We start from the raw sequence: 20,197 nt of genomic DNA, 5'->3' as shown, positions 1-20,197 counted from the left end.
AGCAAAAGTTGATAAAAAACAGGAGTATCAGGATAATACCGATAGAATCGAAGTGGAGCGCACCTTCAGCCTGAGCAAACGCTGTTATGGTATGAGCTGCATTACCACAAAACTGGAAGGAACGCAGTTGACTTCTATCGCATTATCTGTATTCGTGACGAATCTGTTCAGGATTCAGAGGCGAATACTTTACGCTCTTTTGCGCCTGTTCCGCTTCTGGCATGACTGGAACAGATGTAAGAGCTGGAAGTTGCAGATATCTGCTTAATCAGCAGACACTAATTCAAAATTCATTAAAAATAATAAGGGCGATAGATTATATTAATATATCGAAAAATGACTATTATGTGTTGTTCATAGCCTGTTATTTACATGATATATCAATGGTAACATTTCCAGATTTAGATTCAATTCAATCCGGAGGTTTCGAGAGTAATAAAATATACTCAGATTTTGTTAAGAATATACGTGAAGAGTTGAAAAAATCAAATTTAGCAAAACGACCAGTGAAGAGATTACTTAAAGAATATTATTTAAAAGTTGATTCGTTTTATGAAAAATTAGTACGAGAAAATCATGCAAAAAATAGTGCTACAGAAATAAGAAATCGACATGAACTGGGATTTATAGATAGTGCACTTAGAGAAATTGTTGCAGAGGTATCAGAAGCACATGGATATAACGTAAATGATATTTATAAAATCAAATCAACTGCCAGTTCGAAGTTGTGGAGTCAAAAATTCACAAAGATAATCTTGAGATTGGCAGATTTGTTGGATATGAGTAATTATCGTGTATCTGCATTGGTTTTAAACCATAACTTAGATAATATGGGAGATACTTCGAGATTTCATTGGTTGTCCCATTTGATTACAAAGGGATATGAAATAGAAACAGATTATTACTTGGATGAGAACAAAACAGTAAATTTCTTGGAGAAAAACAGTATTGTTGAAAAAATTATGCTAAGGGTAGATGTTGAATTGCCACAGTTAACGCATGAAAATCCGTATGGATGTAAAGAAATGGGATTGGAGTCAATTGACAAAACTGCAATAAAAGTTAAATGTGGTGAAACGTGTACAAGTGACAAATGTAATTTCCTTTGTAAGTGGTTTGTTCAAAAGAATTATTATTTGTTTTTAGAATTAGCATCTTTACAAGATTACTTAGAATCTCTTCCGGATAACTATTTTAAGCCAGAAATTGAAGTGGTAGTAAATTCGAGCGACAAAAATAAGCTTTCTTCAAAGCAATTTACATTGCTGAAAAAGTATGTGGATGGAAGGTAGGCACTGAAGTTTCTTTGATACATATTTAGGCTATTTGTAACGGGGATAAAACCGGAATTGCTTGAAGATACAAATCTTGATCAGGTTATACTTGTTATGAAGATGGAAAAGGAATCTGATGATGAATTAGCAGAAAAATCAGCAGATTCAAAAATGAAAGCAATAGATTTATCAGAAAGGCAGAAGCAGATTTTAGTCTATATGGATGCTGGGGTTGAACATAGTACAGAGCAGGTAGCAGAAAAGATAGGTTTAAAAGGTCCTAGGACAAGGCAACTATTAAATGAATTGGTGAATATGGAGTTGTTAGCATGTATTGGAACTACAAAAAAGAGAAGGTATATTAAAGTGTAGAAGTGGATGTTACGTAGGAGATAATAAGCATGAACAAATTTCCAGAAAAAGACTGGAAAATATTCAGAAGTAAAATTGCTGGATGGCAAGAAGCTTATATGGATAAGCTCAACAAAGAATATATTGAAATACTAAGTGGAGATGGAAATTCATCTGAGAAATTTTGGACATTGGAGAAAAGAATAAAAAAGGATAAGAAAGATTGTGGAGTGCAATGTGAGATGAGCAGATCAATTCAATTTTATATTATGCTTTCGCTCCTAAATGAAGGAGCTATTACCATGGAAGATTTAGAAGATTTTAGTGATGATTTGAAAGAGATAATACAACATTTCGCTGGAATATTGCTTGCTGTAAAATATATATTTCTTGGATGTGAGCAATCGAGAATTTAATTGAGTTTTTATTGAGTTGTTTTCAGAAAAACTCAATAAAAACTCAAAAGAAACTTATAGAGTAACTTAAGACTCAGAGGGAGTATGTAAGTTTAGTTGAACTCATTCATAGCATCTACATATCCTTGCAAGCCATCTGCTTTGAGAGCAAGTTCTGCATACAGCAGAGGAGAAACATTGGTACCAATATCGTGATGAAGCTTATGAAAAAATCGCAAGGCAATGGTCTGAAAGACATAAGATTGATATTGTTGAATGAAAGAAAGAGGTGCTGCTATGATACCCACAGAAGATATTATGCCAATAGTGAAAAATACAATCGCTGCATCAATTAAATGTAACACCCATCGCGGATACATTGGTTGGAGTAGCTGCAATAATATTTGTATGGATATGCATGACTGTCTTGATATGTGTGCTGAGACTTTAGCAATAAGTGGTTATATGGTTGCACTTGAGTCGGCTACATATATTTTGGTATCTGGTGTTAAGTTAGCATCTCATGCAGATAGTAGTTCGGGAATGCTTACAGACGTTATCATGTGTACATACGAATTAATAGAAAAATGCGCAAAAGAAGTCGAAAAACAGGATAAACAGATGCGAGATCAAGCACTTGCATTGATTATAAAAGAGGCAAAAAAGAGTGTTTTTGATGGTTGGACTGACTGGCGTTATGATTTGCTGAAATGTGGGATTTGCCTATGCGACGAAAAGAGTGCAAAGAAGCTTGAAAAGGTTTTGGGTACCCTTTTGGAAATTTCACGGGAGGATTATTACCCGGAATATACGAAAAAAGAAGATTTGATTGTAAGATACCTTTTACATAGACATTTATATGGCAAAAAGAATACACAGAAGGAACTATATCAGAATATTGCAATAAATGAACTCCGTATTATTGCTATCAAGGATGCTATGGAAGATAAGAATTATGATGAAGCAGAGAAACTTTGTTTAGAGAAAGCAAACGCAGAAGAGACATGGCATTATCATAGTAGCGATCCGGAAGATTGGAATAACGTGCTATATGACATATACAAGACAGCAAACATCACGGAAAAGCAAATCGCACAGGCAAAAAAGCTGTTATTAATGGGAAATGAGAAGTTCTGGGGTGTTTTGAAACAGATTTACAAGGAGTGTGGTGCATGGAATAAGAATTACGAGAGTCTATTGGATGAATTAAAGGATAGCAAGCGAACTGTTTGCTACCGCAGTGTTCTTATTTCAGAAAATGAAAAGAAGAGATTACTTGAAGATGTAATGGAGAATCCGTATGATTTGTTTTATTATGGAAAATATTTGGTGAAGGAATATCCGGAGCAGATATATGAGTTGTGTTATAAGGAAATAAGTGAAAGCTGTGCTCAGGCAAAGGATAGACGAGAATATAAGAAGATAACGAAGAATATTGCACAGCTTATAAAATGGAAGGGCAAAGATACAGCAAAGTTGGTAATTAAGGAGTTGAAGCAGACATATCCAAGGAGACCAGCATTGTTAGATGAATTGGAGAAGGTGGAGAAGAAACTTTAGGAGGAAAATGATGTTCTTATTTTGTAATGAGGATAAAAAGAAAAAAGAGAGACTAAATAGCGTGTTGAAGACAACACATAATCTCATCAAAAAAAATGATATTAAGGATGTGAGAAAAAATCCTGTTTATTCACTTATAAGAGCAATGTCAAATTATCATTTATATGATATAGTACGTGAATTGTATGAGGATGAAGAAGTTACAGATGTTCAAAGTATATACAAGGATATAGGAGAGTATTTAATTAATAGCGATAAACTTAACAATAGTAAGAGTTTTGAATTAGGAGAGAGCAATATTAATATAGATTTATCAAAAGATGCAATATTGGTATGTGCGTGGAATAAAGAGCGATTTGTTAATGCATTATTAAATATAGGGCAAAATGTAGGTAATTTATTTGAATATGACAAAATAAATCATATGGCCACATATATTTATCCTATAGGTTTAACAATTGTTTATAATGGAAATCATTCCACTTTGTCGGGCATTTTAAAGGGAGAAGGAACGATACAAGCAAATCAGACATATGATCTTGTACCAACATATGATTATATGTATTTTGATGGTATTTATTTTAGAAATAAAATGAATGATGAAAAATTATATAAGGTAGCGAGATTTGAAATTGGTGCGTTATATGAAATTGGCAGAATATTAGCAGAAAATGGAATAAGATAAACTTCAATAATCATTTGGACTAAGGTTAAAGAAGTTTATCTTAATATAAGCAGATCGGAACTAATAATTGAACCAATTCATAGCATCCACATAATTCTGAAAAGGTGCTGTCCCATATAGCTTCTTCAATAGCTTGAATACATTCGTCGGTATGTTTTTTGATATCTTGACCCCAGAAATGTATAACTGTATAACCCAGAAACAAGAGCTTTTTATCAGTTTCAAAATCACGGGAACGATTACGTTCAATTTTTTTAATCCAGTAATCTGGATTTTTACCTTTTTCAAGACGGAGTTTTAAGATTTCCCAGTCCTTTCCATGAAAAAATTCACTGTCGCAAAAAATAGCAATTTTGTATTTGGTCAGAACAATATCAGGAGAGCCGGGCAAGGCTTTATAATTTTTTCGATATCAGTATCCTTTGTGCCATAGAGCTTTTCTGAGTTGAAGTTCTATGGATGTGTCTTTGCTATGAATGCTACGCATATTTTTAGAGACAGTTTCAGAATCACGAGACATAAACGGGTCACCACCTTTGGGAATATTAATTATTCTAACAAGTTAAAGGAAAAGATACAAGTACCATTGGCTGTTGGACATGAATTATTTGATTGACGGTATAAAGGCTATGATTTATACTTGTAAAGTAAGAGTTGATTAAATGACGAGGTACCCGAAATGACGATTTCTGAACAAATCAAGGTACTGTGTGTGCGGTCAGATATTAGCGTAGCTGAGCTTGCACGGCGAATAGGGACAACACCACAGAATTTTAATGGAAAAATGAAAAGGGAGAGTTTTACCATAGCTGAATTAGAAGATATAGCAGGTGCGGTAAACAGTTCTTTTGAAAGAAAATTCGTATTAAAAAACGGAGAGAAAGTTTAATGCATAAAAATATAAAACAAAATAATTATAGTAGATATGCTGCCAATAGAGATGTTATTTCTTTATTTTCTGGAGCAATGGGATTAGACATTGGATTGGGAAAAGCAGGTTTAAATGTAGCAATTGGACAGGATTTTGATGCAGCCTGTGTAAAAACTATGCAGGCCAATGGCCATAGAGTATTGGGCGGAGATATTAGGGAAATACAGCCCCAGCAATTATTAGATATGACAGGCTTATCTGTAGGAGAGCCATTTTTGATTTGCGGAGGACCGCCGTGCCAGCCTTTTTCTACAGCAGGAAAAAGATTGGGTATAAATGATCCGAGAGGCAGTTTGTTTATGGATTTCATTCGTATGATTGATTATATACGGCCTCGCTTTTTCGTGATGGAAAATGTAAAAGGAATTATGTCGTCGCCATTGAAACATGTGCCTTTGTCTGAAAGAGATGAAAGCGATCCTGATCAGAAATTAGGAACAGTGCTTGATGTGATTTTAGCAGAATTTGATAAACTGGGATATAAAACTGTATATGGCGTACTTGATGCTGTAAATTATGGCGTTCCACAATTCAGAGAGAGGTTTGTGTTAATTGGTAGTCGGGATAATGAAGATATTTTCTTACCAATTCCTACACATTTTCAGATGCATCAAAGCAAGGAGTATCAGTGGCAGACAGTTAGAAGTGTGATTGAAGATTTGGAATCTGACCATGGAGAATGTGCAACGTTAAGTGAAGAAAGATTGAAATTCTTGAAAATGGTTCCGGAAGGTGGGAATTGGAGAGATTTACCAGAGAATATTATTCCTATTGCTATGGGAGGTGCATATAAATCCGGAGGTGGAAAAGTTGGATTTTATAGAAGGTTATCATATGATCAGCCTTCACCAACTGTAGTTACTTCTCCAGTACAGAAAGCAACAATGATGTGTCATCCTACACAAGATAGACCATTAAGCGTAAAAGAATATGCAAGAATTCAGCAATTTCCGGATGATTGGGTATTTACTGGAACGACAGCAGCAAAATATCGGCAGATAGGGAATGCTGTTCCGGTAGGATTAGCAGAAGCTATTGGAAAGGCTGTGCTTTCTGTGGCTAATAAGACAGCTTTAGTTCAGACAAAACGCTTTAGAGGCACAAATGTACATGATAAGATTAGAAATGCAATAGAATTGGGAGGAAATTTATATGCCGTTAAATAATTCATATGATGAACAGGCTGTAATTCAGGCGATTGCTTCTGCCTTGGAAACATTTTATGGAACGTTAATTGAAAAGATAGATGGATTAAACATACAGAAGGTAATGAAACGTAAAAACCCGTATTTATACCGTGCAAAGGCTATGCAGAGTGCAACTGAAATCGTAGATTCGGTGCTTACAGCATTTGTAAGTTCTAGTGAAGAAACGATTTTTGGAAATTGCTTTTTTGAACCGATTGCTATTGCTGCAAGTGGTGGAAATAAAGCTTTGGCAGAAGGTATTGATATTATGATTCAGAACAATGAAACAAATACAATCTCTGCAATAGCTGTTAAAAGTGGGCCGTCCGTATTTAATGCAGACAGTAAAAAACGACAGGAACAGAATTTTACAGCTGCTTCTAAGTTGGCACAGCAAGCAAAGGCAAGATATGAAGCATATATCGGTTATTGTTATGGGAAAAAGAAAGAATCTGGTAGAGGAAAGCCTAAAATGTATCAGGAATTGGCTGGAAAACGATTCTGGACAGAATTAACAGGAGACGAAGACTTTTACATAAAGATTATCGGATATATGGGAACTATGCCGGAGAAATATGTGGCTGATTATAAAGAAAGTTATAACAGAGCAGCTAATAGACTTGTTAGGGAATTTTCCAATAGTTTTTGTAGAGAAGATGGAAGTATTGATTGGGAAAAGCTGGTAGAATTTAATTCGGGAGATTAAATGTAAATAACTAGATAGGATAACCGCTTTATGGAGGCACGGAAGGAGAAGAATTGAATGAATCAATTTACAAACTATGTAGAGCTGCAAGCTGAAAAAGCAGAAAATTTGTCATTTTGTAGGGGCATAAAGCTATTACATATTAGAGACAAAGTGGAAACGATGCTTGGATTTATTGGAAAAGGTGGAATATTTGAAGAATACACGGTGCATAGTATTGAGCATATTGACGAGATGTTAAAAATCGTTGAATGGTTAATCCCAGATATTACAAAGGAAAAAATGACATATGCGGAATGGCTTATGCTTACGCTTGCTATTTATTTTCATGATTTGGGCATGGTTGTTACAAAAGACGAATTTGAACATAGAGATGAAACTGGTTTTAAAGAATATAAAGAAAAAGTTCTAGAAAATACGGAAGAATTTGAGTATGAAGAATGTGCTAAAGAACGGGGAGATTCTTTTCTATATCAGGAATTTGTGCGTGAAAATCATGCTGCACGTATTCGGCAATGGATTGAAGGAAAGAATGCTAGGAATTTAGGCGAAGCCGAGGCTGTGTGTCAGGAAATTGAGGATATATTGAAAAATCTAGATAAAATGTTTAAAGCAGATTTGGCTATGATATGTGAAAGTCATCATAAAGATGATATAGAAGATTTTTCAAAATATAAAGTAAAAAAGATGTATGGAAATACAGAAAATGAAAAAGTAAATCTTAATTATATTGCAATTATTTTGCGAACGGCAGATTTGTTGCACATAACAAGAGATAGAACTCCTTCAGTTGCTAGAAGGCTTATTAATGTAAGTAATCCAGTAAGTGTTCTTGAATGGGAAAAGCAAATGGCCGTTAGAGCTGTTCGCCCAAAAGATCAGCGAAATGAAGAAGGAGTTGTTGATAATAGTAAACAGAAAGATACGATAGAAATTACAGCGTACTTTGATGGAGCTGAAACTGCAGAGGCTTATTTTGGCTTATCTTCATATTTGCAGTATACGCGTAAAGAATTAGCTAAATGTTGTGAAATAGTTGAAAAAGCTCAAAAACGAGAAGGAGCAGTAGGATATGAATTTCCTTGGCGAGAAGTTGATGAATCTCAGATAGAGGTTAATGGATTTGAAAAGAAAAAATTGCAGTTTACTATTGCTCAGGACAATATTTTACAATTGTTGGTTGGTCATACGTTATACAATGATTCTTCGGTTGTGGTTAGAGAACTGGTGCAAAATGGTATAGATGCGGTGAGATTACAGACAGAATATGAAAAAAGAAATGGAAAGGATTATTCGCAGGGAAAGGTTTGGGTTGAATGGAATAGCGTTAAGCGGCAATTGAGCTTTTGGGATAATGGAACTGGAATGTCTATCCAAGATGTTGAAAATTATTTATTGAAAGTTGGAGCATCAAAATATAGAGATGAAGTGGTGAAAAAACAATTTCCTAATTTTACATCTATAAGTCATTTTGGTATTGGAATTTTGACTTGTTTTATGGTTGCAAATGATATTGATATAGTGACAAGTTCCGATGAGCAAGAGGAAGCAAATAGTATTAATCTGCGAAAGGTAAATGGAAGTTATTTACTACGTAAGATGGATAAAAATGAGTTAGATGTACGAATCAAACAACATGGAACAATGGTAAAATTATATGTCAGAAGTGATGTAGACATGGCAAAACTAGAAAATGATTTACGAAAGTGGATTGTAGTTCCAGAAATTCCGGTATATTTATCGTTGACGGCAATGAAAATATAAGAATTGGTTATAATTCTCTAAAAGAAATACTGATAAAATATTTAAATGAAACAGGCCATGATGTTGATGGAGAAAAATATGATGTATATGAAAAGAAACATGGAAATGTGACAGTAGCTTATGCGGTAAGGCACTTGAAGTACATGTCTGATTGGTGTTTGATGAGTGCGGATAATAGACGTGTGCAAAGAAAAGCAATTTTACCAATTGGGACTTGTGTTGAGGGAATACGAGTTGAATTTTCTACACCTGGATATAAAAATACATCAATATTGGCGATAGCAAATATAAAAAACAGCAAATATCAAACAAATGTTGCAAGATCTGCAATTGAATTAGATGCAAATAATGAAATATTGTCTGATATATATGACGTATACAAAGATTATGTGCAGGAACAGATGGATAGATTAGAGGATCAAGATTATGCACAATCTTGGGCGGTATCTGAAGGAAGATATCTAATGCGTCCTTTGATTTATGATGATTATAGCAATAGTCGTATAGAACCAATAGATGAAGATGTATTAATTCATAGATTGGCGCATTTGAAGTGTTTAGCATTAGAAAATGAAGGTGTAAGACAGATAGTTTCGGCCGAAGATGTTGCTGAATTGGAAGAGATAAATATTTTCGAATGTGAAATGACAAGAGCGGGAGAATATTTACTGAAGGAAGTACGAAGTAGTGCAACCTTGAGTAGTCTTATAGGTGTCGTGTGTAAAGATAATTTTTTGGCAGGAGTTAAAAATGTTATATGTAATATAGATATGGGAAATTTATTGCATCAATATGCACTTAAGAATAAAGAGGTAAGCAAAATTGAAGTTGCGCATAAAGAAAGAAGAATTCATGTTACCTATTCTTGTAAAAATGATTTATGGTATGAATTTGATCTGAGAAATAGAGGATTGGCAGCAAGATCGTTATATATTCCTAAAAAGAATATGGTCATATCAGGGTTAAAAGAAGAAATAGGAGTAAAAAATTTTGGAGGAATATATATACAAAGTAACACAGAATTATGTGAATATTTAATAAAGGTAATAGGAGCCTTTCAGAGCGAAGATACGGAAGAAAATAAAATATTATTGGAAGTATTTTTATCATATGTGTTTGATAACAAAGTGTTAGAAGTGGCATATAAGCAGGATGTTAATACATCGAATATGTTTAAACAACTGTTAGAAGAAAGATTTGTTCGCGTAAGCAATGAATTAATTGAAAAAATGTGGGCAAAAATAGATACGCAGGAATTTGTGAATAAAATACTTACCAAAAATTATACACTTTATTCTATAGACAATTGGTCAAGAAAGAATGATTCAATTTAGAAGTTGATAACATTCTCATGATAACAAATTGATAACACCGTTCAGTACAGCCTATGGATGTAGGATAGTAGAACACATATAAAACCAAATAGAACCATAATACCAATACTAAAAAGTATAGTAGTAAGATTTTATTTGCGAGTTTGAATAAAAAGTGACAGCACATTATGCACGGACTGAGCAATACAATGTATTGACTGAGCAATACAAAAAGAATATAATGATAATAAGAAGGGAGCTGAGATAATATGGCAACAACAAATGTAACTATCAGAATGGATGAGGATTTAAAAAAACAGGCAGAGGAATTATTTGCTGATTTGGGTATGAACATGACAACTGCTATTGTTACTTTTACAAAGCAAGCCGTAAGAGAGCAGGCGATTCCGTTTGTTATATCAAGAAATATACCAAATGAGGAAACAATACAGGCAATTAAAGAAGTAGAGAGATTAAAGAAAGATCCTAATAAACGGACATATTCCAGTTTTGATGAATTGTTGAAGGAAGTAGAAGCAGATGTATAGTATTGTATCATCCAAAAAATTTAAGAAAGACTTAAAAGTGGCTATTAAAAGAGGATACGATATGAGGCTTCTGGATGAAGTTGTATCAAAGCTGGCAAATGGAGAAACATTACCAGATAAAAATAGAGATCACTCACTTGTAGGAAATTTTGCAGGATGCAGAGAGTGTCATATTACGCCAGACTGGTTGCTAATTTATGAAATTGATGATGGAGAATTATTGCTCTACCTTACAAGGACAGGAAGCCATAGTGATCTGTTTTAGATAAACTATAAAATTGAGGGCTGAAAGTTCTTAGAAAGATCGAGAAAGATTATCAGGCTGGCAGGAAAATTATATGGAAGGTCTTGTTAAAGAGTATGCAAATTTTCTGAATGATGATACAAAGCCTGCATCAGATAAATTCTGGGAACTGGAAATGCGGATAAAGGAAGATAAGCGTCATCCGGGAGTTATCATGGAGATGAGTAAATTAGAAGTAATATGGGATATTGTTCGTCTTATAAGATTGAAAGTAATTGCATATGATGATTTATCAGACTTCAGTGATGAATTACAGATGGAAGTGAAAAGAATACTTGAGATGAGCAGGTGATACACATGGAGATTGGTGCTACAAAAGCAGTTCAAGATCGATTAAAAACAACAAATATTGAAGAAAGCAAAGGTGCTTCACTTGTGTTCTGCTGGGACACACATTTGACGAAAATAAAAGGAAGAAATGTCTTGTTTATTGTAAATGCCAGTAATCGTTATACAATAGCAATGACAGATATTGAACCAAGAAACTGGAATTACTATGCAATGTATATCAGCCGTGTGATTCATGGCGTGATGCAGGGAATGGGATATTCCGAGGATCAGATAGGGCAGTATTTTAAAATGTCAGGTGATACAACTGTAACAAAAACCCATGGTAGGAAATCGGTTGGTGGCATTAACAGAATGGTAATGGATGCACAGTATTTTGGTAAGAAGCTGGAGAAAGAAGCAAAGTATCAATGGGAACTTAGTGAGTATCTGAACAGAGATATTTGTCAGCCAGAGGGATTTGATGCGTATGGATATCCGAGTGAACTTTTTAAATTAGACATGGAACGATTAGGGATTGCTGCTAAGAGAAAGCCAGCAAAGGTAATTGATTTTGCTCAGTACATAGAAAACAATCGTGGTACTAACGATTAGTACCACAAAACTTTTTCTTGCAGAAATATCGCTTGGAGATTATAATTTCCATAGGTGGACAAGCAAACCAGCAGAAAATTATTCTGTGAATAGTAAACCAACCTGCAAGCCACCGGAACTACACACAATAATGAAAAAATGCAATGGTACTGGATTGGTACTAAAAATATGTGAAACGAAAAATAATGTGTGGAAAAGGCACGAATTATCAATACAAAATAGTATAGATAACCACATTAGAATAACCTGAATCAAATCAGACTCTGCGAGTTTGAGTAGGCTTAGAGTGGCTTAGAGGTTAGCTCCAAAAATTCAGTAATTTCAAGGTCTGAGACCGTGTGAAAAAACACGGTTTCAGGCCTTTTTTTGGTTATCGCTTCTAAAATTCTTCTAATTTTTTCAAAAAATTCAGAAGCGAAATAACTCCAAAACAAAGTCCAATTTTGTTTCTTATCGTAAGCGCTTAATAAAACAGTGCCTTTCGGTATAGATGCAATTCATGAGATAATCATCACATATAGTAACGTTAGTTATAGTAATGCGTAGTAATGTTAGGAGGTTAGTCATCATGGATCAGGTTACTAAAGTTCGTAAAAGACTGAAACTCGAACAATGGAAAACTATCATCACTGAATGCAGGGCAAGCGGAATGACCGTTACCTCATGGTGTAAAACTCACGGTATTGCCGAGCAGACTTATTACAGGAATCTCAAAAAACTCTGGGAAATGGAAATCGATAAATTACCAGCATCTCTCATGCCTTTACCGGATGAAAAACCGGTGGCATTCAGAAAACTGGAAGTACAGACACCAATCCCGGACACACAAGCTGCTGTCATCATCCATCTTAATGGCGCAACAGTGGAAGTTTCTGAAGGTACAAGCCAACAGACAATTCAGGCAGTGCTGCTTGCACTGCAAAACGTGGTGAACCTAGATGCCCGCCAGACGGATATGATCTCGCGTGTGATCGATGAGTTCAAAAAGAACTACAGTGTAGAACTGAAGGAAACGGGGTATGAATTTCAGAAGGATGCAAAACAGATGCTTCTGATTCGTAACAACCCAAAATGAGCCGTGGTTAATTTCTTTAACCTTTATTTCATATCTGCTCACTGGTGAAACGCATACATATCTGATAAGATAAATCCATAGAAAACAACAGGGCTGTGAGGGAGGCAGATGTATGCAGGTGGGAGAGGTTATCCGGAAATACCGGAAAAGCAAAAATATGACACAGGAAGAGATGGCGAGGAGACTTGGCATCACGGCGCCGGCGGTCAATAAATGGGAACATGGGAATTCGCTGCCGGATATCACGTTACTTATGCCGATCGCAAGACTTCTTGGAATTTCAACGGATGAGCTGTTATCGTATCAGCAGGAACTGACGACAGAGAAAATCGGAGAGATCCTAAAAAGAGCAACGACGATGTTGGAGGAAATGCCGTATCAGGATGCATTTGCATGGGCGAAAGAAAAACTCGAAGAGTACCCGAACTGCGAGTCGCTGATCTTGCAGATGGCGGTTCTGTTAGATGCAGAGCGCACGATACAGGAAATCCCGGATCCGGAAACCTATGATGCGTACATCAATTCCTGCTACGTCCGGGCATTGCAAAGTAAAGATGAGAAGATTCGAAAGGGTGCTGCGGATTCGTTGTTTCACTTTTATATGAAAAAAAGGGAGTACGAAAAAGCCGGGGAATATCTGAATTATTTTTCAGAGCAGGATCCGGCGCGAAAAGAAAAAGAGGCGCAGCTCTACAGCGAAACAGGTCAGATCGAAGAAGCATATAAAACGTATGAGCACCTTTTGTTTTCCGAGTATCAGAGAGTGAACGGAATATTTCATGGAATGTATCTGCTGGCGTTAAAGCTGGAGGATCTTAAAATGGCGCATCTGCTGGTGGATAAACAGGTAGAGCTGGTAAAATGCTTTGAAATGGGAAAGTATTATGAGGCGGCCAGTCGGCTGGAGCTTGCAACGATCGAAAAAAAGGAAGACCAGGTGATCGCGCTCATGAAAGAGATGCTCGCCGGTGTGAGTCTGATCAACAGTTTTTACGAGTCGCCGCTCTACCGGCATATGGAATTCAAAAAGCCGGGCGAAAAGTTTTTCGAAGAACTGCGCAAAAATCTGTTAAAATGTTTTCGGGACGAGGAAACTTATGGCTTTTTAAAGAGCCGTCTGGAGGAAATTCAATGAGAAAAAAGAGGGGATTATTTGGAGCTTTTGCGGTTTTGGCGCTGTCAGTAACCGTGCTTGCCGTTGTCTGGCGGTACGGAAAGAGGCAGGATGCCGGAAACGAAGAAACGGTGCCGGAGAAGACGGAAACGGAGGAAGCGCAGACGGAGAAAGCGCAAACAGAGGAAGTGCAGACGGAGGAGATAAAGTCGCCGGACAGTAAAGAGACAGCGGAACAACCGGAACCCGGATCGGAGATGGAACCGGCGTTTGCGGACCAAAATCCGGCAGAGGAATTTTACATCACCGAGATCTCAGACGAACTTTTTTCGGAGATGCAGGGAAAATCATACAGGGATGACTGCATGGTGCCGCGGGAGGAATTGCGCTATGTGCATATCCTGCACAAAGATCTGGATGGAAATACGAAAGAGGGGGAGCTGGTCGTAAACCAAAAGATCGCGGAGGATGTGTTAGAAATCTTTAGGGAGCTGTATGAAGCGGATTACCCGATCGAAAAAGTGCGGCTTGTGGATGCTTATGATGCGGATGACGAGGCTTCGATGCGTGATAATAATACGTCTGCGTTTAATTTCCGTTTTATTTCCCACACAACAAAAGTGTCAAAACATGGAGAAGGACTTGCGGTTGACATCAATACGCTTTACAATCCATATGTAAAGGAAGTGGACGGACAGACTGTTGTGGAACCTGAGACAGCGCTGCCTTATGTTGACCGGACGCTGGATTTTCCCTATAAGATCGACCACGGGGATCTGTGTTACAAACTTTTCACGGAACATGGATTTGTGTGGGGCGGGGACTGGGAGACCAGGAAAGATTATCAGCATTTTGAAATGCCGGATACGGAAGAATAGCAGGTGAGAAGAAATGAAAAAGCAGAAACAGGAAAGCATCACAACGCGCGAGGAAGCGCTTGCCTATGGATTGTCTTTTCCGGGAACTTATAAAGAGACGCCATTTCGTGATACCAACTGGCAGCTGGTTCGTGTGGCGGGGAGCAAAAAGGCTTTTTTGTGGACATACGAGAGAGAGGGATACATCAATCTCAATGTGAAGGTGGATCCGCAGTGGCGGGATTTCTGGCGCAGTGCTTATCCGGCGGTGATCCCGGGCTGGCATCAGAACAAGGAGCACTGGAATACGATCATACTGGACGGTTCAATCCCTGCGGTTGACATAAAACGGATGATCGCGGAGAGTTATGATCTGGTCACGGACAGTCCGACGAAGCGGATCTATGAAGCGGCAAAAAAGATCCCGCGGGGAAAGGTCGCAACCTATGGGCAGGTGGCGGAACTTGCCGGAGATAAGAAGATGGCGCGGGCGGTTGGAAACGCGCTTCACAAAAATCCAGATCCTGCGGAGATCCCGTGTTACCGTGTGGTGAACGCGAAGGGAGAGCTTGCCGGCGCGTTTGCGTTTGGCGGAGCCGGAAGGCAGGCAGATCTGCTCCGCGCGGATGGGATCGTGGTGGTTGATGACAGGGTGGATTTAAAACAGTTTGGAATCCGCATCCGGGATGGTGTGATCCTGGAATAAGGATAAAAGGGAAGGGAGAATGGACGATGGTAAAGATCGATCTGATCACCGGATTTTTGGGATCCGGGAAAACAACTTTTTTAAAGAAATATGCGGCACGTCTGATGGAGCAGGGCTGCAATCTGGGAATCCTGGAAAATGATTTCGGAGCAGTCAATGTGGACATGATGCTGCTGCAGGAACTGATGGGAGACCAGTGTGAGCTTGAGATGATCTCCGGCGGCTGTGATAAGGAGACGCACCGGCGCAGATTCCGGACAAAGCTGATCGCAATGGGGATGTGCGGCTATGACCGTGTGCTGGTGGAGCCGTCCGGGATCTATGATATGGATGAATTTTTTGACGTGCTGCACGACGAGCCGCTCGACCAGTGGTATGAGATCGGAAATGTCATTGCCCTTGTGGATGCGCATCTGGAGGAAAAGTTGTCGGCAGAGGCAGAATATCTGCTGGCTTCCCAGGCGGCAAATGCGGGATGTGTGATCTTAAGTAAGTGCGATGCGGCATCCGTGGAAGAACAGGAGCATACGATCGCCCATCTGAACCGGGCACTTGCCAAGATCGGCTGCAAGCGCAGGTTTGAAGAGAATGAGGTGTTACGGCTTGGCGGAAATGAACTTGCGGAAGCGGATTTTAAGAAGATCGCGTCTGCCGGTTATGTCAGCGCAGTCTATCAAAAGCCGGATCTGACAAAGAAACAGGCATTTGAATCGCTCTACTTTATGGATGTGCATATGAGTGAGGAAGAGCTGAAAAACGCGGTGGAAAAGCTGATGCAGGATGCGTTGGCAGGACATGTTTTCCGCGTGAAAGGTTTTTTGCCGAAAGAGGACGGAACCTGGCTTGAATTGAATGCGACATCAAAAGAGATCACGCTTTGCCCGATTGAGAACGGACAGGAGATTTTGATCGTGATCGGGGAAGATCTGGTGGAAGAAAAAATCTGGGCGTATTTTCAAATGGGCGGTAATGAAAAATAGAGACGATTAGCCCCTTGTAGAACCCGGTCGAAAAGTGGTATGATTGCCATGACTTATGAATCATATACTAAAAAGAAGTAATAAAGGAGAACATAGATATGGCTTGTACGACAATTCTGGTTGGGAAAAAAGCGTCTTATGACGGTTCTACGATGATCGCGCGAAATGATGATTCCGGTTCGGGACATTTCACGCCGAAAAAATTTGTGGTGGTACAAAAAGAGGAGCAGCCGCGCAGTTATAAATCCGAGATCTCTCATGTGGAGATCGAACTTCCGGATGATCCGATGCGCTATACTGCGGTGCCGAATGCGGTGAAGGGAGAGGGCATCTGGGCGGCGAGCGGTGTGAATGAGGCGCACGTCGCGATGACAGCGACCGAAACGATCACTTCAAACCCGCGTGTGCTGGGAGCAGACCCGCTTGTGGTTTATCAGCCGGCAGAGGATGGAAAGGAAGAGATCCCGGGCGGGATCGGAGAAGAGGATATCGTCTCGATCGTGCTTCCGTATATCCACAGCGCAAGAGAGGGTGTCAGGCGCCTGGGAAGCCTGCTCGAAAAATATGGTACCTATGAGATGAACGGGATCGCGTTCCAGGATCAGGATGAGATCTGGTGGCTTGAAACGATCGGTGGACATCACTGGATCGCGAAAAAAGTGCCGGATGACGTGTATGTTGTGATGCCGAACCAGCTTGGCATTGACGCATTTGATCTTGAGGATGCGTTAAACGGACAGCAGGCACATATGTGTTCCGCTGACCTGCGTGAATTTATCGAAAGCAACCATCTGGATCTGTCACTGGATGGAAAACTGAATCCGAGAGATACTTTCGGAAGCCATGATGATGCCGATCATGTATACAATACGCCGCGCGCGTGGTTTATGCTGCGTTACTTAAATCCGCATACCAGGGTATGGGATGGCCCGAATGCAGAGTATACCCCGCGCTCGGATGATCTGCCGTGGTGCATGGTGCCGGAGCGGAAAGTGACGGTGGAGGATGTAAAATATATGCTTTCCTCACATTATCAGGGCACACCGTATGATCCGTATGCGGCGTATGGTGATAAATCCATGCGTGGGGCTTACCGTTCGATCGGGATCAACCGCAATGATTTCCTCGCGGTGATCCAGATGCGTCCGGATAAAGAACGTGACTGCCATACGATCGAGTGGCTGGCATTTGCGTCCAACGCGTTTAATGTGCTGGTGCCGTTTTACGCGGATGTGGACGAAACACCGGAATACCTTTCCAATACGACAGGAGAAGTGTCCACCGGCAATTTCTACTGGGCGAGCCGGCTGATCGCTGCGATGGCAGACGCATCTTATCAGAAGTCCGTGTTCCATGTGGAGCGTTATGAGGAACATGTGATGTCCAAGGGGCATGAACTGATCAACCGGTATGACGCACTGCTTGAAAAAGAAACGGATGCCGCAAAACGGATGCAGTTAAAAACCGAGGCAAACGAAAAGATCGCGGATATGTTAAAAGAGGCGGCAGGAGATACGCTGGATAAGGTACTTTTTGAACTGAGCAGTCAGATGAAAAATTCCTATTCCAGATCGGATGCCTAGAAAACTTTATATTATATAGAAGAAAAAGACGAAAGACGAAAAAAGACCGGTCTTTCGTCTTTCTTTGCAAGGAGGAAAAAACAGGAAACAAAATACGCGAACGGTATACGAATAGGTGCGCGAAGATTGCGTACAATATCCATATATATTTGGAGATTGTACACGATGAGAGAAAACGAATACCAACAGGTGTTAGACCGGATCGTCCAGTTCCGCAAGCAGATGGGCAAAACACAGGTCGATATCAGTAAGGACATGAATCTGAGTCAGGCGCAGGTGTGCCGGCTGGAATCCGGACGCAACCGTTATCAGGCAGAAACGCTCAAAGAGTTTGCCAGACAGGGCATGGATATTGATTATGTCATTACGGGTGAACATCGCAGAGCGGGCGCAATAGAAATTTTGATCGAGCAAAACGGTGTGACTTCCTGGGAGGAACGCGAACAGCTGATGCGGCTTATTGTATGGCTGTTACAGGCGGGCCTTGATCAGGCGGCGGACGAGGTGCCGGAAGAAAAACTGGAATATTATAAAAAAGAATTAAGACAGCTTGGACAGGTACTGGATGACAGAGAAGATACGGTTATTTACAAGCTGAGGAGCATTCATGCCCTCTCCCAGATTGAAATGTCAGAAAAGCTGGAGATCGGTATTAAAAAATACCGCAAACTGGAGCGCGGCGAGACAGATATCGATATTGAACTGATCTGGAACGCGTATCGGAAATTCCATTGCAGTCCGTCGTATCTGTTAAGCGGGCATATTGAAAATTTCAACATCTTAAATGAAATCTGGAGTTATCTGGACGAGACGTGCCGTTATCGGATCACGCAGATCACAAAAATGGGTCTTGAACTGTTAAAAGGCGCAGATGTCTGAAAGATCATCGGAGGAATAAAAACATAAACCCCGGAATACGAAATCAAAGTCGTATTTCCGGGGTATTTATATTTGCGTGGGAAGCGGTTATAATAGGGATAACAAAAGGAAGAAAGGAACGATGTGTATGTGTACAGCAGCAACTTATAAAACAAAAGATTTTTATTTTGGAAGAACACTGGATTATGAATTTTCATATGGAGATGAAGTGACGGTCACACCACGGAAATATCCGTTTCAGTTCCGGTATATGGGCGAGAAAAAAAGTCATTACGCGATCATAGGAATGGCTCATGTGGTGGGAGATTATCCGCTTTATTATGATGGGATCAATGAAAAAGGCGTTGGTATGGCAGGGCTTAATTTTGTTGGAAATGCCGTATATCAGGAAGTCTCAGATGACAGGGAGAATGTGGCGCAGTATGAATTTATTCCCTGGATACTGACGCAGTCCGCTTCGGTAAAGGAAGCACGGGAATTACTGGGAAAAATGAATCTGGTCGGGACACCGTTTAACGAAAAACTGCCGAGTGCCGGGCTGCACTGGATCATTGCGGACAAAGAGAAAGCGATCACCGTGGAATGTATGGCGGACGGACTGCATATATACGACAATCCGGTCGGTGTGCTGACCAACAACCCGCCGTTTGAAACCCAGATGTTTCTTTTAAACAACTATATGAATTTATCGGAAAAACAGCCGGAAAATCATTTCTCCGAGAAGCTTCCGTTAAAGACTTACAGCCGCGGGATGGGTGCGTTCGGACTGCCGGGAGATCTTTCTTCCGCATCCCGTTTCGCGAAAGTGGCATTTACCAAAATGCATGCGATCTCGGGGGAAGGTGAGGCAGAGAGCGTCAGCCAGTTTTTCCATATCCTTGGCTCCGTAGACCAGCAGAGAGGATGCTGTGAAGTCGCGGAGGGAAAATACGAGATCACGCTTTACACCTCCTGCTGTAATGCAGACAGAGGGATCTATTATTACACGACCTACGACAACCATCAGATCACGGCGGTAGACATGCACCACGAAGATCTGGACGGAAGCAGTCTTTCCCTCTATCCGCTTGTGACAGGCGAACAGATCCGGTGGGTGAATTAAA

At 39.6% G+C, this 20,197-nt stretch carries 23 protein-coding genes and 1 pseudogene; 23 read left to right on the top strand and 1 reads right to left on the bottom strand.

Annotated features, from left to right (window positions below; translation table 11 throughout):
* From H8Z76_RS02625 to H8Z76_RS02600, 6 genes are all read left to right on the top strand, one after another.
* On the top strand, positions 1-268 hold a 268-nt coding region (locus H8Z76_RS02625; protein ID WP_186981568.1), incomplete at its 5' end, for a transposase.
* The gene (locus H8Z76_RS02620; protein ID WP_186981567.1) at positions 222-1,292 is read left to right on the top strand and encodes an HD domain-containing protein; all 1,071 of its coding nucleotides are present in this window, start codon (positions 222-224) and stop codon (positions 1,290-1,292) included. The genes H8Z76_RS02625 and H8Z76_RS02620, both read left to right, overlap by 47 nt.
* Before the next feature lie 57 nt (positions 1,293-1,349).
* A complete protein-coding gene (locus H8Z76_RS02615) occupies positions 1,350-1,646 on the top strand; it encodes a helix-turn-helix domain-containing protein (RefSeq protein ID WP_186981566.1) in 297 nt (98 codons plus the stop codon).
* 29 nt (positions 1,647-1,675) lie between these two features.
* Positions 1,676-2,041 carry a multidrug transporter gene (locus H8Z76_RS02610; RefSeq protein WP_186981565.1) on the top strand — a complete coding sequence of 122 codons (366 nt, stop codon included), beginning with the start codon at positions 1,676-1,678 and terminating at the stop codon, positions 2,039-2,041.
* 276 nt (positions 2,042-2,317) lie between these two features.
* Positions 2,318-3,580, top strand: a complete 1,263-nt coding sequence (locus H8Z76_RS02605) for a hypothetical protein (RefSeq protein ID WP_243240389.1) — start codon at positions 2,318-2,320, stop codon at positions 3,578-3,580.
* Positions 3,581-3,590: 10 nt separating this feature from the next.
* Positions 3,591-4,265: a DUF6710 family protein gene (locus H8Z76_RS02600; RefSeq protein ID WP_186981563.1), complete on the top strand. Its 675-nt coding sequence runs from the start codon at positions 3,591-3,593 to the stop codon at positions 4,263-4,265.
* A gap of 40 nt (positions 4,266-4,305) precedes the next feature.
* On the opposite strand, the pseudogene H8Z76_RS02595 reads toward H8Z76_RS02600, so the two are convergent.
* A pseudogene (locus H8Z76_RS02595) lies at positions 4,306-4,785 on the bottom strand (very short patch repair endonuclease).
* A gap of 159 nt (positions 4,786-4,944) precedes the next feature.
* Between H8Z76_RS02595 and H8Z76_RS02590 the strand changes: the two are divergent.
* From H8Z76_RS02590 to bsh, 17 genes are all read left to right on the top strand, one after another.
* Complete coding sequence (locus H8Z76_RS02590; protein ID WP_022140546.1) at positions 4,945-5,154, top strand: helix-turn-helix domain-containing protein; 210 nt, start codon at positions 4,945-4,947, stop codon at positions 5,152-5,154.
* Positions 5,154-6,362, top strand: a complete 1,209-nt coding sequence (locus H8Z76_RS02585) for a DNA cytosine methyltransferase (RefSeq protein ID WP_186981562.1) — start codon at positions 5,154-5,156, stop codon at positions 6,360-6,362. The genes H8Z76_RS02590 and H8Z76_RS02585 overlap by 1 nt, the downstream gene beginning before the upstream one ends.
* Positions 6,349-7,089, top strand: a complete 741-nt coding sequence (locus H8Z76_RS02580) for a PmeII family type II restriction endonuclease (RefSeq protein ID WP_186981561.1) — start codon at positions 6,349-6,351, stop codon at positions 7,087-7,089. The genes H8Z76_RS02585 and H8Z76_RS02580 overlap by 14 nt, the downstream gene beginning before the upstream one ends.
* A 57-nt stretch (positions 7,090-7,146) precedes the next feature.
* Positions 7,147-8,853 (top strand): HD domain-containing protein, encoded by a 1,707-nt coding sequence (locus H8Z76_RS02575; protein WP_186981560.1) that lies wholly within the window; start codon positions 7,147-7,149, stop codon positions 8,851-8,853.
* Positions 8,796-10,187, top strand: a complete 1,392-nt coding sequence (locus tag H8Z76_RS02570) for a hypothetical protein (RefSeq protein ID WP_186981559.1) — start codon at positions 8,796-8,798, stop codon at positions 10,185-10,187. The genes H8Z76_RS02575 and H8Z76_RS02570 overlap by 58 nt, the downstream gene beginning before the upstream one ends.
* A gap of 248 nt (positions 10,188-10,435) precedes the next feature.
* Positions 10,436-10,714, top strand: a complete 279-nt coding sequence (locus H8Z76_RS02565; RefSeq protein WP_186981558.1) for a type II toxin-antitoxin system RelB/DinJ family antitoxin — start codon at positions 10,436-10,438, stop codon at positions 10,712-10,714.
* Positions 10,707-10,979 (top strand): type II toxin-antitoxin system YafQ family toxin, encoded by a 273-nt coding sequence (locus H8Z76_RS02560; RefSeq protein ID WP_186981557.1) that lies wholly within the window; start codon positions 10,707-10,709, stop codon positions 10,977-10,979. Before H8Z76_RS02565 ends, H8Z76_RS02560 begins: the two co-directional genes overlap by 8 nt.
* 73 nt (positions 10,980-11,052) lie before the next feature.
* Positions 11,053-11,310, top strand: coding sequence for a hypothetical protein (locus H8Z76_RS02555; protein ID WP_243240388.1), 258 nt, complete (start codon positions 11,053-11,055; stop codon positions 11,308-11,310).
* A 5-nt stretch (positions 11,311-11,315) separates the two neighbouring features.
* Entirely contained in the window at positions 11,316-11,900 is a 585-nt protein-coding gene (locus tag H8Z76_RS02550) for a DUF6933 domain-containing protein (RefSeq protein WP_147619759.1), read from the top strand.
* A 568-nt stretch (positions 11,901-12,468) separates the two neighbouring features.
* Positions 12,469-12,975 carry an IS66 family insertion sequence element accessory protein TnpA gene (gene tnpA / locus H8Z76_RS02545; RefSeq protein ID WP_243240386.1) on the top strand — a complete coding sequence of 169 codons (507 nt, stop codon included), beginning with the start codon at positions 12,469-12,471 and terminating at the stop codon, positions 12,973-12,975.
* A gap of 112 nt (positions 12,976-13,087) precedes the next feature.
* Positions 13,088-14,110, top strand: a complete 1,023-nt coding sequence (locus H8Z76_RS02540; protein ID WP_186981556.1) for a helix-turn-helix domain-containing protein — start codon at positions 13,088-13,090, stop codon at positions 14,108-14,110.
* Entirely contained in the window at positions 14,107-14,967 is an 861-nt protein-coding gene (locus H8Z76_RS02535; protein ID WP_022515933.1) for a M15 family metallopeptidase, read from the top strand. Before H8Z76_RS02540 ends, H8Z76_RS02535 begins: the two co-directional genes overlap by 4 nt.
* 37 nt (positions 14,968-15,004) lie before the next feature.
* Entirely contained in the window at positions 15,005-15,652 is a 648-nt protein-coding gene (locus H8Z76_RS02530; RefSeq protein ID WP_186981578.1) for a methylated-DNA--[protein]-cysteine S-methyltransferase, read from the top strand.
* 26 nt (positions 15,653-15,678) lie between these two features.
* Positions 15,679-16,632 carry a GTP-binding protein gene (locus tag H8Z76_RS02525; protein ID WP_186981555.1) on the top strand — a complete coding sequence of 318 codons (954 nt, stop codon included), beginning with the start codon at positions 15,679-15,681 and terminating at the stop codon, positions 16,630-16,632.
* A gap of 98 nt (positions 16,633-16,730) precedes the next feature.
* A complete protein-coding gene (locus tag H8Z76_RS02520; RefSeq protein ID WP_022515936.1) occupies positions 16,731-18,215 on the top strand; it encodes a C69 family dipeptidase in 1,485 nt (494 codons plus the stop codon).
* A gap of 165 nt (positions 18,216-18,380) precedes the next feature.
* Positions 18,381-19,094: a helix-turn-helix domain-containing protein gene (locus H8Z76_RS02515; protein ID WP_186981554.1), complete on the top strand. Its 714-nt coding sequence runs from the start codon at positions 18,381-18,383 to the stop codon at positions 19,092-19,094.
* 127 nt (positions 19,095-19,221) lie between these two features.
* Positions 19,222-20,196 carry a choloylglycine hydrolase gene (gene bsh / locus H8Z76_RS02510; RefSeq protein ID WP_186981553.1) on the top strand — a complete coding sequence of 325 codons (975 nt, stop codon included), beginning with the start codon at positions 19,222-19,224 and terminating at the stop codon, positions 20,194-20,196.
* The last annotated feature ends 1 nt before the right edge of the window (position 20,197 follow it).

The sequence above is a fragment of the Roseburia yibonii genome, from assembly GCF_014297335.1.
GTDB lineage: Bacteria > Bacillota > Clostridia > Lachnospirales > Lachnospiraceae > Roseburia_D > Roseburia_D yibonii.
This window is presented reverse-complemented; position numbering and strand designations above follow the sequence as displayed.

Bases quoted from the DNA above. Each gene is read 5' to 3' on its own strand.
- H8Z76_RS02620 (WP_186981567.1), top strand. From the start codon at position 222: ATGACTGGAACAGATGTAAGAGCTGGAAGTTGCAGATATCTGCTTAAT.
- H8Z76_RS02610 (WP_186981565.1), top strand. From the start codon at position 1,676: ATGAACAAATTTCCAGAAAAAGACTGGAAAATATTCAGAAGTAAAATT.
- H8Z76_RS02605 (WP_243240389.1), top strand. From the start codon at position 2,318: ATGATACCCACAGAAGATATTATGCCAATAGTGAAAAATACAATCGCT.
- H8Z76_RS02600 (WP_186981563.1), top strand. From the start codon at position 3,591: ATGTTCTTATTTTGTAATGAGGATAAAAAGAAAAAAGAGAGACTAAAT.
- H8Z76_RS02590 (WP_022140546.1), top strand. From the start codon at position 4,945: ATGACGATTTCTGAACAAATCAAGGTACTGTGTGTGCGGTCAGATATT.
- H8Z76_RS02585 (WP_186981562.1), top strand. From the start codon at position 5,154: ATGCATAAAAATATAAAACAAAATAATTATAGTAGATATGCTGCCAAT.
- H8Z76_RS02580 (WP_186981561.1), top strand. From the start codon at position 6,349: ATGCCGTTAAATAATTCATATGATGAACAGGCTGTAATTCAGGCGATT.
- H8Z76_RS02575 (WP_186981560.1), top strand. From the start codon at position 7,147: ATGAATCAATTTACAAACTATGTAGAGCTGCAAGCTGAAAAAGCAGAA.
- H8Z76_RS02565 (WP_186981558.1), top strand. From the start codon at position 10,436: ATGGCAACAACAAATGTAACTATCAGAATGGATGAGGATTTAAAAAAA.
- H8Z76_RS02560 (WP_186981557.1), top strand. From the start codon at position 10,707: ATGTATAGTATTGTATCATCCAAAAAATTTAAGAAAGACTTAAAAGTG.
- H8Z76_RS02555 (WP_243240388.1), top strand. From the start codon at position 11,053: ATGGAAGGTCTTGTTAAAGAGTATGCAAATTTTCTGAATGATGATACA.
- H8Z76_RS02550 (WP_147619759.1), top strand. From the start codon at position 11,316: ATGGAGATTGGTGCTACAAAAGCAGTTCAAGATCGATTAAAAACAACA.
- tnpA (WP_243240386.1), top strand. From the start codon at position 12,469: ATGGATCAGGTTACTAAAGTTCGTAAAAGACTGAAACTCGAACAATGG.
- H8Z76_RS02540 (WP_186981556.1), top strand. From the start codon at position 13,088: ATGCAGGTGGGAGAGGTTATCCGGAAATACCGGAAAAGCAAAAATATG.
- H8Z76_RS02535 (WP_022515933.1), top strand. From the start codon at position 14,107: ATGAGAAAAAAGAGGGGATTATTTGGAGCTTTTGCGGTTTTGGCGCTG.
- H8Z76_RS02525 (WP_186981555.1), top strand. From the start codon at position 15,679: ATGGTAAAGATCGATCTGATCACCGGATTTTTGGGATCCGGGAAAACA.
- H8Z76_RS02520 (WP_022515936.1), top strand. From the start codon at position 16,731: ATGGCTTGTACGACAATTCTGGTTGGGAAAAAAGCGTCTTATGACGGT.
- H8Z76_RS02515 (WP_186981554.1), top strand. From the start codon at position 18,381: ATGAGAGAAAACGAATACCAACAGGTGTTAGACCGGATCGTCCAGTTC.
- bsh (WP_186981553.1), top strand. From the start codon at position 19,222: ATGTGTACAGCAGCAACTTATAAAACAAAAGATTTTTATTTTGGAAGA.